Annotated in this window: 12 protein-coding genes; 7 read left to right on the top strand and 5 right to left on the bottom strand. The window is 32.2% G+C overall.

All coding sequences use genetic code 11. The annotated features are described in order from the left end of the window. Positions 1–69 precede the first annotated feature (69 nt). Positions 70–318, top strand: a complete 249-nt coding sequence (locus B3792_RS06780; RefSeq protein ID WP_038335685.1) for a type B 50S ribosomal protein L31 — start codon at positions 70–72, stop codon at positions 316–318. Positions 319–450: 132 nt separating this feature from the next. After that, a complete protein-coding gene (locus tag B3792_RS06775; RefSeq protein ID WP_115001213.1) occupies positions 451–1,623 on the top strand; it encodes a proline dehydrogenase family protein in 1,173 nt (390 codons plus the stop codon). 50 nt (positions 1,624–1,673) lie between these two features. Here the strand turns inward: B3792_RS06775 and B3792_RS06770 are convergent, their stop codons facing one another. Both B3792_RS06770 and B3792_RS06765 read right to left on the bottom strand, forming a co-directional pair. Beyond that, positions 1,674–1,982, bottom strand: a complete 309-nt coding sequence (locus B3792_RS06770; RefSeq protein ID WP_115001211.1) for a hypothetical protein — start codon at positions 1,980–1,982, stop codon at positions 1,674–1,676. A 69-nt stretch (positions 1,983–2,051) separates the two neighbouring features. Continuing rightward, positions 2,052–2,363, bottom strand: a complete 312-nt coding sequence (locus B3792_RS06765) for a hypothetical protein (protein ID WP_115001209.1) — start codon at positions 2,361–2,363, stop codon at positions 2,052–2,054. A gap of 148 nt (positions 2,364–2,511) precedes the next feature. On the opposite strand from B3792_RS06765, the gene priA reads away from it, so the two are divergent. Beyond that, the gene (gene priA, locus B3792_RS06760) at positions 2,512–4,971 is read left to right on the top strand and encodes a replication restart helicase PriA (protein ID WP_291069201.1); all 2,460 of its coding nucleotides are present in this window, start codon (positions 2,512–2,514) and stop codon (positions 4,969–4,971) included. A 42-nt stretch (positions 4,972–5,013) separates the two neighbouring features. Here the strand turns inward: priA and B3792_RS06755 are convergent, their stop codons facing one another. Genes B3792_RS06755 through B3792_RS06745 form a run of 3 tightly spaced genes read right to left on the bottom strand, consistent with a single transcriptional unit; the run spans position 5,014 to position 6,301 of the window. Beyond that, positions 5,014–5,388 (bottom strand): hypothetical protein, encoded by a 375-nt coding sequence (locus B3792_RS06755; RefSeq protein WP_125349102.1) that lies wholly within the window; start codon positions 5,386–5,388, stop codon positions 5,014–5,016. 12 nt (positions 5,389–5,400) lie between these two features. After that, entirely contained in the window at positions 5,401–5,748 is a 348-nt protein-coding gene (locus tag B3792_RS06750) for a hypothetical protein (protein WP_115001203.1), read from the bottom strand. Positions 5,749–5,800: 52 nt separating this feature from the next. Continuing rightward, positions 5,801–6,301 (bottom strand): GbsR/MarR family transcriptional regulator, encoded by a 501-nt coding sequence (locus B3792_RS06745; protein WP_291047547.1) that lies wholly within the window; start codon positions 6,299–6,301, stop codon positions 5,801–5,803. A 173-nt stretch (positions 6,302–6,474) separates the two neighbouring features. Between B3792_RS06745 and B3792_RS06740 the strand changes: the two genes are divergently transcribed. Genes B3792_RS06740 through B3792_RS06725 form a run of 4 tightly spaced genes read left to right on the top strand, consistent with a single transcriptional unit; the run spans position 6,475 to position 10,865 of the window. Beyond that, positions 6,475–7,164 (top strand): ABC transporter ATP-binding protein, encoded by a 690-nt coding sequence (locus B3792_RS06740; RefSeq protein WP_038335693.1) that lies wholly within the window; start codon positions 6,475–6,477, stop codon positions 7,162–7,164. 57 nt (positions 7,165–7,221) lie between these two features. Continuing rightward, on the top strand, positions 7,222–8,451 hold the full coding sequence (locus tag B3792_RS06735) for an ABC transporter permease (RefSeq protein WP_038335694.1): 1,230 nt from the start codon (positions 7,222–7,224) through the stop codon (positions 8,449–8,451). Then, positions 8,451–9,707, top strand: coding sequence for an ABC transporter permease (locus B3792_RS06730; protein ID WP_038335695.1), 1,257 nt, complete (start codon positions 8,451–8,453; stop codon positions 9,705–9,707). Before B3792_RS06735 ends, B3792_RS06730 begins: the two co-directional genes overlap by 1 nt. Before the next feature lie 24 nt (positions 9,708–9,731). Beyond that, entirely contained in the window at positions 9,732–10,865 is a 1,134-nt protein-coding gene (locus B3792_RS06725) for an efflux RND transporter periplasmic adaptor subunit (RefSeq protein WP_219034695.1), read from the top strand. Positions 10,866–11,426: the final 561 nt, after the last annotated feature.

Below are 11,426 nucleotides of genomic sequence, written 5' to 3'. Positions count from 1 at the left end.
TTGATTGTAACATTCTGTAAATAATATTATCTTTGCACTCCAATAAAGTTAACAAAGAAGATTAAAAAAATGAAAAAAGATATCCACCCAACAAATTACCGTTTGGTAGCATTCAAAGATATGTCTAACGAAGATGTGTTCATCACAAAATCTTGTGCTGATACTAAAGATACATTAGTTGTTGACGGAGTAGAGTACCCATTAATCAAAATGGAGATTTCTTCTACATCTCACCCATTTTACACAGGTAAAACTAAATTGGTTGATACTGCAGGACGTATCGACAAATTCAGAAGCAAATACGCTAAAAAAGGATAAGAATAGGCAACTATTTGCAATCTTTAAAATATATCAAAAACCTACAAGAATTTCTTGTAGGTTTTTTTAGTTTAATCAGGTTTTAATTATAAATTTGTAACGTTATATTAACACAAAAAATAGTTAACTCACATGTCTTTATTCGACAATACACAGTTTGCTTTCGAATCGAAATCAGATAAAGATTTAAAGAAAGCGTATTACTTATACAAGTTAATCGGAAGCCCCGCATTGACAAGTTTTGGAACTAAGTTTTTTAATTTACCATTTGCGGTAGATATCCCATTCGTAAAACCTGTAATTCGTGAAACAATCTACAAACAATTTGTAGGAGGAGAAACGGCAGAACAAGGTGTGGTTGTCGCAAATGAATTATTTAAATATCACGTAAGTTCTATTTTAGATTATTCTATCGAAGGATTAACAGAAGAAAAACAATTTGACGAAGTTCGTGACGTTATGTTACACTTGGTTGATTTAGCAAAATCTAATCAATCAATTCCATTTGTAGTATTTAAACCAACTGCATTTGGTCGAATCGAATTATTTGAAAAAGTAGGGAAGAAACAAACGTTAACTGCAGAAGAAGAAAAATCTTGGGCTAATATTCGTCAACGTTTCGAGGCAGTATGTCAAAAAGGATATGATTTGGATGTTAATATCATGGTAGATGCAGAAGAAACTTGGATGCAAGGTTCTGCAGATGATTTGACTGACGAAATGATGGTGAAATATAACACAAAACGTGCATTAGTTTGGAATACGTTGCAAATGTATCGTCATGATCGTTTGGCTTATTTGAAAGAAATGCATGCAAAAGCAGAGCGCGAAGGATATTTCTTAGGATTCAAAATTGTGCGTGGAGCATATATGGAGAAAGAGCGTGCACGTGCGCAAGCCGAAGGTTATCCATCTCCAATTCAACCAAACAAAGAAGCTTCGGATAGAGATTATAATCTAGCGTTAGAATTTATTGCTTCTCATCACGAGCGTTTTGGTTTATTCGCAGGTTCGCACAACGAAGAAAGTTGCGAATTGTTAATCAAATTGATGAACGAAAACGGAATTGAGAAAAATAATCCAAATTTCTGGTTTGGACAATTATTTGGAATGAGTGATAATATTTCATTCAACTTGGCGCATTTAGGATACAATATTGCAAAATATTTACCTTACGGGCCAATCAAAGAAGTAATGCCTTACTTGGTTCGTCGAGCACAAGAAAACACTTCTGTTGCAGGACAAACAGGACGCGAATTGATGCTGATTGAAAAAGAATTAGAGCGTCGTAAAAAATCGAAATAATCGTATTTTATATAAAGCAAAAATCCACTCAATTTGAGTGGATTTTTTGATTAATTATTATTTTTCTTGATTCTAATCTTGCCTTTATGTTCATGATACATCATACAAGTTGCTTTATTTTCTAACTCTTTGCATGTTTTTTCAAAATCATAAATAACACTCACGGTTTCACCTTCTTTTTTGTCTGAAAATATTTCATTGTTACAAACCAAATAATCCTCTTTGTCATCAACACGAATGTAAGTTCCTGTACAATCTCTCACAATCGTTCCAGTAAATAATCGATCGTGTTTAATACTTGTACTGCAAGAAGATAGGGCTAAGGTAAGGAGAGTAGTTAATGAGAAAAGTAGTTTCATATTTTGATAAATTAATAATCATAAATATAAAGTTTTTTATAGTGTAAATAAATAGAGTTTAACTATATTTTAAAAACTTTTTTTATTAAAATTTAGAATAACCAACATCATCGAATCTTGTAAGGAAGTCACTTGATGAATAACTTTTGGAGGAAGAATATATTCGTCAAATTCTTTTAAATTGACAATCTCAATTTTTGAATCAATTTCTATTTCACCTTTCAGCATTAAAATTTTTGCATTTACAGGTAATTGATGATCGATTAATTTCAAACTTTTTTTTAGTCCAAAAGCAACAACACGCGTATCATCATTTCTGAAAATGATTTTTATAATTGGTTTTTCCGATTCCGAAATCTGATCTAAAATGGCATGTAACATAATGATAGTTTTTGAATTCTCTTAAAATTAGTATTAATTCTTCAAACTATCTGAAAATGAAATATTAATAATTTGTGAAATTTTAAGCAATTGTAATCTTCATTCTTAACACAAAAAAATGTTTAACTTGCGTTTTTAATCATATAAAATGACAACGAATTATTTTGCCGAAATTATTTTACCACTTTCATTAAATGGAACATTTACATACCATCTTTCTGAAATTGATTTACAGCAAATTAAAGTTGGTCAGCGTGTTTCCGTGCCTTTCGGAACGCAAAAATTATATACAGGAATTGTACATTCTATTCATCAAAATGCGCCAGAATTATACAAAACAAAGGCGATTCATGCTTTTTTGGATGATGAACCTTTGGTGACGCAAACGCAAATTAATTTTTGGGAATGGATGGCGAATTATTATATGTGTTCACTGGGCGATGTTTTTCGAAATGCTTTTCCTTCTGCATTAAAATTAGAATCTCAAACTTTTGTTCGATTAATTAATCCAAATTATGAAACAATTGAAGAGCTAAATGATTATGAATTCTTAGTTTTTGAAGCGTTGAAATTGCGTGAAATCATTTCAGTTGAAGAAGCAGCTTTAATTGTAGACGAGAAATCAGCAATTCCAACACTTAAATTATTAATTGATAAAGGAATTATTCGGTTAGATGAAAAACTGAACGAAAAATATACGCCAAAAATTGATAATTATGTCCGATTACATCCAGATTTAAAAGGAAATGAAACTGCCTTTATCGAGATTTTAAATCAATTAAATAAAGCACCAAAACAGCGCGAAACCTTGTTGCAATTGATTACGTTAGAAACGCAATCGCAAGAAAAACCGCTAAAAGTTGCAGATTTTATAAAACAAGGTGCGACAAATGCTGTACTTAAATCTTTAGCAGAAAAAGGAGCAGTTGAAATTTATCAACATCAAACTTCTCGTGTAGATGAAGATGAGAAAGAAGTTGCTGAAATTGCTGAATTGACCTTGAAACAAATTGCAGCTTTAAATCAAATTAAAGAAGATTTTAAGGATAAATCAACCGTTTTATTACATGGTGTAACATCAAGTGGAAAGACAGAAATTTATCTAAAATTGATGGAACAAGTAATTGCGAAAGGAAATAAAGTGTTGTACTTATTACCAGAAATTTCTGTGACAACTCAAATTGTTCATCGAATCAAAAAACATTTTGGAGAAAGAGTAGGAGTTTATCATTCGAAATTCAATCAAAATGAACGTGTAGAATTGTGGCAGAAAACCTTGAATGGCGATTTTGATATTATCATTGGTCCACGAACAGCGTTGTATTTGCCTTTTGATAATTTAGGAATGATTATCGTGGATGAAGAGCACGAATCTTCTTATAAACAAATGGATGTAAAACCATTTTTTCATGCGCGCGATATGGCGATGTTGCTTGGAGGAATGATGAATGCGAAGGTTTTATTAGGTTCAGCGACACCTTCGGCTGAAAGTTATTATAATGCGAAAAATAAAAAATATGGTTATGTCGAATTAACTGAACGTTTTGGGAGTATAAAATTGCCCGAAATTAATTTGATTGACCTCAAAAAAGCGCAAAAGGAAAAAGAAATTACAGAAGATATTTCGCATACACTTCGTGATGAAATTTTCAATCAATTGCATCAAAAAAAGCAAGTCATTTTATTTCAGAATCGTCGTGGATATGCGCCAATTATGGAATGTAATACGTGTGGTCATACGCCCGAATGTCCAAATTGTGATGTCAGTTTAACATATCATAAATTCTCGAATCAACTAAAATGTCATTATTGTGGTTATGCACAAGCAAAACCTTTGCGTTGCCCGAGTTGTGGTTCGTACGAATTGAATACAAAAGGTTTGGGAACAGAACAGATAGAACAGCAAGTTCAAACAATTTTTCCTGAAGCAAAAGTTCGAAGAATGGATGTCGATTCGATACGAGGGAAATTTGCGTACGAAAAATTGATCGAAGATTTTGAGAACAAAGAAATTGATATTTTAATTGGAACGCAAATGATTACAAAAGGTTTTGATTTTGGAAATGTTAATTTTGTTGGTGTTATTCGAGCAGATTCTTTGTTAAATTTTCCTGATTTTAGAGCGCACGAAAAAGCGTTTCAATTGTTAACGCAAGTTTCTGGTCGTGCAGGTCGTCGTCAAGAACAAGGAAAAGTATTGATTCAATCTTTTCAGCCAGAACATCAGATTTTGCAAAATGTCACAACCTACAGTTATGCACCAACGATGAAAGATATTTTGTATGAGCGAAAAGAATTTTTGTATCCTCCTTATTCACGGTTAATCAAGTTGCGTTTCAAGCATAAAAATAAAGAGCGTTTGGATAAAACGGCGGCTCAATTAGTCGTTTTGCTTAAACCAAGTTTTGATGCAAAATGTTTACTTGGTCCAGAAACGCCTTCGATTGGAAGAATCAATAATTTATATATTACAGATGTGATGATTAAAATTAGACCAAATCAATCACCTCAAAAAGTAAAAGATTTAATTCAAGCAAAAATAGATCAATTGCATACAATTGCAGCTTTTCGTTCGGTACGAATTGATGTTGATGTTGATCCAGTTTAAAATAAAAACCTCCCAAAAGTTAACTTTTGGGAGGTTTTCTTGTTAAGATTCTAAACTTCTTAAATATTGTTGTTGCAAAGATCTACGTCTGCCTTTCATAAATAAGAAAAGGTTTAGCATCAACATTATTCCTAAATAAATGGCGAAACTACCAATTTTTGTACTTAATTTTACAATCAAATCTTCGGTTGTTGCGATAGAAGTCATGTAAACAATTAGCATGGCAAAACCGATATTCAAAAGATAAAAACCAATTTTGAATAATGAATTTGTTGCGCTTGCAATATCTTCTTTTTGATGGAAAATATCGTACATAAATATTTTTCCATTTTTGAATAAAACGTTAGAAACTGCGATTGTCATTAATATTGCCACTGGTAAGTAAACCAAATATGCAATTAGATTGTAATTTGTCATAATTTGCTGTGTTTAAGTGTTTATTTTTTTGCTTTTTCTTGCGATATAAATAATTGATAAATTAATAAAATGTAATATTCCGAGGATTAATAATATAAATCCAATTTTGTAGGACAATGAAGAAAACATGATGGTAATGGAGTCAACTTGTTCCCAGTTTTGTAAACTTATTGCCGAAAAACCTAAATTGACCAAATAGTATCCAATCAATAAAAGATTATTAATCGATTGACAAACAGAATGATTATCGATTAAGTTTGTCAAGTACACAAAACCAATTTTATACACTTTCCAACCAATAAAAATGGTGATGTAGAAAGTAATAATCAGATAAATGATATACGAAATAATATTATACATATTGAATTTTCAATAATTTTTGAAATTTGTGATTCAAAAAAATACGAATTGATTATTTTATCAAATTCGTGATTTTTCCTACCAACCAATGCTCATCAGATTTGATAGCAAGGTCCATTATATTATTGATTTTTGTCGAAACAGAAGATAAATCTTGTAATAATTTTGCAAATTCTTTTGCATCATCAGATTGATCGTCGATGTTTTTTAATGATTCTAAAAAATCAATTACCGGCTCTATTTCACGCTTTCTGCGTTCTTTTGTAATTTGTTTGAATAAATACCAAACATCTTTATCGGCAACAAAATATTCTTTACGTTCTCCTTTTATCAATTCTTTTCTTACAATTCCCCAATCCATCAAAGCACGCAAATTCATATTTGCATTTCCGCGAGAAATTTGTAATTCCTCCATAATTAGATCTGTAGAAATAGGTTCATTATACGTTAATAATAATGCATGAACTTGTGCCATAGTACGATTTATTCCCCAGTTAACAGCGAAAGTTCCCCAAGTTTGAACAAATTTTTCTTTTGATTCTTCTAATTTCATTGCAATTATTATTTACACAAATATATATAAATTTCTATACTTTCAAAAATTATTGAAAATTAATTTTGAAAAATATTTTAGCGCTATTTATAAGATAAATCTTAAACTTGCTTGTAACATTTTTCTTATAATTTCGACTTATCTGTTATCTTTATTGAAATTTACAACAATCTATGATATCTATTCGAGATTTAAATAAATCCTACATAATGGGAAAAAACAAACTTCACGTACTCAAAGGAATTAACCTTGAGATTACGGAAGGCGAATTTGTTGCGATTATGGGATCTTCGGGTTCGGGGAAATCAACTTTATTGAATATCATTGGAATGTTGGACGAGCATGATACAGGTATTTATGAATTGGACGGTGTTAGAATTGAGAAGTTAAACGAAACTAAAGCGGCTAATTATCGAAACAAATTTTTAGGATTTATTTTTCAATCTTATAATTTAATTAGTTTCAAAAATGTATTAGAAAATGTAGCGTTACCGTTGTATTATCAAAAAGTAAAACGATCGGATCGAAATAAAATAGCGCTTAGTTATCTGGAAAGAGTGGGGTTGGAGCCTTGGGCTACTCATATGCCAAATGAACTTTCGGGTGGACAAAAACAACGTGTTGCAATTGCGCGTGCATTGGCTGCAAAACCAAAATTGTTATTGGCGGATGAGCCTACAGGAGCGCTGGATACAAAGACTTCGCAAGAAGTAATGCACCTGATTCAAGAAATTAATGACGAAGGTAAAACAATTGTAATGGTGACGCATGAAGATGATATTGCAAATATGTGTAAACGTATTGTTCGTCTTAAAGATGGTGTAATTGTAAGTGACGAAAAAGTAGAACAAGTAAGAGTTTAATGATTTTCGAATCTCAAACTTCGTAAATCATAAATCAAAGAATCTTAAATATAAAATATGTTTGATACAGACCGTTGGAGCGAAATATGGTCGTCCATTGCAAGTAATAAATTGCGTACAGCATTGTCGGGTTTGACAATCGCTTTGGCGCTTTTTGTGTTTATTACATTGTATGGATTGGGAAATGGTTTGCAGAACGGGTTTCAACAAGAATTTTTCAAAGCAAATTCATTAAATATTACCGTTAACGGAGGTACAACAACAGAACCTTACAATGGTTTCAAACAAGGACGTACAATTGAATTGGATGTAAAAGATTTTGATTTTATTAAACATTCTTTTCCAGATGAAATAAAATCGATTGTAAGTACAATTTCGAAAAGTGATACGATTAGAAATGAAGCTAATTCAGGAAGTTATTCAATTACTGGAGTTTATCCAGAATATGAATCAATGATTAATGAAAATGTAACGCTTGGTCGATTTATCAATAAAAAAGATATGGAGAATCAGTCCAAATCAATTGTTATTGGACGATTGGTTGCGCAAGATTTTTTTCCAAATCAGATTGCGATTGGTAAGTATTTGCAATTAGGTTCAAGTATGTATCAAGTGGTTGGTGTTTTCGAAAGTAAAGATGGTGGTGATAATGCCGAGCGTGCTTTGTATGCACCTTTTACAACGTTTAGAACGATTTATGCTACAGATAAAGTATCATCGATTATTGTAACACCAAAAGATGGAATGGCTTTGGCTGACATTTCTAAACTTGCAAATGCAATTGAATATAATATAAAAGGTCGACATAATGTTGCACCTTCTGATTATGGTGGAATTTGGGTGCGAAATGCGGCTGATGCAATGGAAGATACCAATCAATTTTTCTTGATTCTGACAATTATTGTATTTGTAATTGGTGGAGGAAGTTTGATTGCAGGAATCGTAAGTATCGGAAATATTATGGTGTTTAGTGTAAAAGAGCGTACCAAAGAAATTGGTATTCGAAAAGCTTTAGGCGCAACACCAGCCAATGTTTTGGGACTGATTTTACAAGAAGCAATTATGATTACAATTATTTTCGGAGCAATAGGAATTGCTTTAGCGGCACTTGTTGTAGAAAATATTGGAGATAGCTTAGAAGAATATTTTATTTATAATCCAGGTGTAGAAACTAATTCGTTGGTAATGGCTTGTATTATTTTATTTGTTGCAGGAACAGTTTCTGGATTAATTCCAGCTTTGAATGCAGCACGTATTAAACCTATTGATGCTTTAAGAGACGAATAATGAACTTTATAAAATTTGTTTTTGATCCAGATGCTTGGAGCGAAGTCTACGCGGCGATTCGCAAAAATAAATTGCGCACTATTTTGACAATGATTGGTGTTGCATGGGGAATGTTCTTATTTGTATTATTGTTAGGAGTAACACGCGGTTTGCAAAATGGTTTTGACCGTAATTTGGCAAATGCCGCAACCAATTCATTATTTGTTTGGGGAGGGACAACATCGATGCCATATCAAGGATTTCAAAAAGGTCGCACAATTGAATTGAAAATGAGTGATGTTCGTCAAATTCAGGCTCGTTTTCCTCAAATTTCGTTGTTAGCTCCTCGAAACTCGAAACCAAATTCAATATTAACTTACGGAACAAAATATAATTTTTACACGGTTAATGGAGATTATCCAGATCAAAACCGAATGTTTGGGAAAGATATTATTCAAGGTCGTTTTATCAATGAAGATGATATCAAAACTGAATCGAAAGTTTGTGTAATTGGAATTGAAGTTGCCGAACAATTTTTTGGTGATAAACCGAAACCTTTAGGGAAAGAAATCAGAATTAGCGATAGTTATTATACAATTGTCGGCGTTTACGACACACCTTCTTCGCCTGTAGAGAGTAAAGATCAAGTGTTTATTCCGTTTACAACATTTCAAAAAATATACAATCAAGGAGAAACGATTCAATATTTAAGTTTGAGTTTACCTAATAATTATGATATTGTAGCATTCGAAAAAGAATTAAAAACATATCTGAAACAAATTAAAAATATTTCGCCAGATGACGACCAGGGAATTGGTGGTTTTAATTTAGGTGAAATGCTTGGAAAGATTATGAAATTCGTAAAAGGAATGCAGTTCCTAGCGATTGTTGTAGGAGGAATGACATTATTTTCCGGGGTTATTGCGATTGCAAGTATTTTATTGATTACAGTTTCAGAACGAACAAAAGAATTTGGAATTCGAAGAGCATTAGGTGCAATTCCTGCTCAAATTCGAGGACAAATTTTGTTAGAATCAGTAGTTTTAACATTAATTGCAGGTTTAGGCGGAATTATTTTTGCAGCACTTTTACTAATGGTTCTCAACGAAATTATCATTCCATCAAATAAAAACATACCTTTATATAATGCGTCAATCGATTTGTTTACACTTTTTACAGCTTTAGCAGTGATGGTGATTATGGCAACTTTAGCGGGATTGATTCCTGCTCAACGTGCAATTCAAATCAAACCTATTGATGCTTTGAGAGATGAATAACTAAAACTTAACAGATATAGAAGAATGAAAAAATTTCTAAAGATTTTGATGATTGTCGTTTTTATCGGTGCTGTAATCGGTGTGATTGCATATTTCGGTAAAAAGAATAGCCAAGACAATGAAGTTTATGAAACGACAACGCCTTTTATGGGAAATATAGAGGTGAAAGCTGTTGCAACTGGTGAATTAAAACCGTTGGAAACAATTGAAATTAAGCCAAATATTTCGGGTGTTATAAAATCGATTAATGTTGCTGAAGGACAATATGTAGAGCGTGGTCAGTTGATTTGTGAACTGAAAGTTGTTCCAAATGTTCAGTCGTTAAATGCAGCTCGTCAGTCTATTCAAGCGGCTCAAATTACGGTCGATCAAGAACGTCGTAATTTCAATCGAACATCAACTTTATATAATCAAGGTGTTTTGCCTCGTGCAGATTATGACAATGCAAATGCGACATATAAGTCAGCTCAACAACAATTAAAAGCTGCCGAAAACGATTACAAAGTTGCGCAAACAGGTATTGCTCCCGGTTTGGAAGCTTATGCAACAACACGTATTACAGCAACTACTTCGGGAATGATTTTAGATATTCCTGTTGAGGTTGGGAATATGGTGCAAGAGATTAATAATTTCTCTACAGGTACTACTATTGCTACGATGGCTGATGTTAAGAAAATGATTTTCCAAGGAAAAGTTGACGAAGCTGAGGTTGGTAAATTAAAAGAAGGAATGAAAATTAATGTATCGATTGGTGCAATTCCGAACAAAACTTTTACAGCGATTCTTGATTTTATTTCGCCTCAAGGAGTTGCAACGAATGGAGTAGTTCAGTTCGAGATTAAAGCACCAGTTCAATTAGATTCAGATAACTTTATTCGTGCGGGATATTCTGCAAATGCTGAGGTTGTAACGCAGGAAGCAAAAAATGTATTGTTGGTAAAATCAGCGCATGTTCGTTACGACGAAAACCAAAAACCATATGTTGAGATTCTTACTTCTGGTAAAGGACAAGATGCAAAATACGAAAAGAAATACATCACTCTTGGAATTACAGACGGAGTGAATGTTCAAGTAAAATCTGGCTTGAAAAAAACAGATAAAATCAAAATTTGGAATACCGATTTGGAAAAAGATAAAAACGGTAACGGTCCACATTAATAAGATACAAAAGGAGAATAAAGCGTTCTCCTTTTTTTGATTCTGTCACTCCGATTTTATCAAAAAGCTTTTTTATAGAAACTTAATTATGATGTCATCAGCATCGTATCCATTATATTATTAACTATACTGAATAACTCATTCTCGCTTTGCGACAATTCCTCCCGAATAGTTAACTCAAAAGTATCCATTTTACTTTTCTTTTTGGTAAGAAAAGCAAAACGTCTAATCATTTTATGAAGTTAAAAGGCATTCTTGAGTAATTAACAAGTTTAATTTTCCTGTCGTTTCGAGCTTGTCGAGAAATCTATCCCGTTATAATTTAGTTTTTAAAAAGAGCTTTTCTCGTCAAAAATCTAATATCTCAGTTCTCATATCTAAACATTTCAAAAAATATTTTCCATTGTACCAATAACTTAAGGAAAGAATGTAAAATAAAAGTAAAGTATGTTTGGAAAAACGAATAATCCAGCCGTATATTTGCAATCCCAATACGAAAGACGAGTGGTATTGAAATTGACATAACGACTTGTATAGCGACAAAAATTATTTAAAAATAAT

Origin of the sequence: Empedobacter sp. UBA5924 (assembly GCF_002431085.1) — a bacterium.
GTDB classification, from domain to species: Bacteria; Bacteroidota; Bacteroidia; order Flavobacteriales; family Weeksellaceae; genus Empedobacter; species Empedobacter falsenii_B.
The sequence above is the reverse complement of the archived record's forward strand: the minus strand, read 5'-3'. Positions and strand labels throughout refer to the sequence as shown.

What these genes read in the sequence shown, in the direction of transcription:
- B3792_RS06770 (WP_115001211.1), bottom strand. Translation starts at nt 1,982, where the DNA reads ATGAAACTACTTTTCTCATTAACTACTCTCCTTACCTTAGCCCTATCT.
- B3792_RS06730 (WP_038335695.1), top strand. Translation starts at nt 8,451, where the DNA reads ATGAACTTTATAAAATTTGTTTTTGATCCAGATGCTTGGAGCGAAGTC.
- B3792_RS06745 (WP_291047547.1), bottom strand. Translation starts at nt 6,301, where the DNA reads ATGAAATTAGAAGAATCAAAAGAAAAATTTGTTCAAACTTGGGGAACT.
- priA (WP_291069201.1), top strand. Translation starts at nt 2,512, where the DNA reads ATGACAACGAATTATTTTGCCGAAATTATTTTACCACTTTCATTAAAT.
- B3792_RS06750 (WP_115001203.1), bottom strand. Translation starts at nt 5,748, where the DNA reads ATGTATAATATTATTTCGTATATCATTTATCTGATTATTACTTTCTAC.
- B3792_RS06740 (WP_038335693.1), top strand. Translation starts at nt 6,475, where the DNA reads ATGATATCTATTCGAGATTTAAATAAATCCTACATAATGGGAAAAAAC.
- B3792_RS06735 (WP_038335694.1), top strand. Translation starts at nt 7,222, where the DNA reads ATGTTTGATACAGACCGTTGGAGCGAAATATGGTCGTCCATTGCAAGT.
- B3792_RS06725 (WP_219034695.1), top strand. Translation starts at nt 9,732, where the DNA reads ATGAAAAAATTTCTAAAGATTTTGATGATTGTCGTTTTTATCGGTGCT.
- B3792_RS06780 (WP_038335685.1), top strand. Translation starts at nt 70, where the DNA reads ATGAAAAAAGATATCCACCCAACAAATTACCGTTTGGTAGCATTCAAA.
- B3792_RS06775 (WP_115001213.1), top strand. Translation starts at nt 451, where the DNA reads ATGTCTTTATTCGACAATACACAGTTTGCTTTCGAATCGAAATCAGAT.
- B3792_RS06755 (WP_125349102.1), bottom strand. Translation starts at nt 5,388, where the DNA reads ATGACAAATTACAATCTAATTGCATATTTGGTTTACTTACCAGTGGCA.
- B3792_RS06765 (WP_115001209.1), bottom strand. Translation starts at nt 2,363, where the DNA reads ATGTTACATGCCATTTTAGATCAGATTTCGGAATCGGAAAAACCAATT.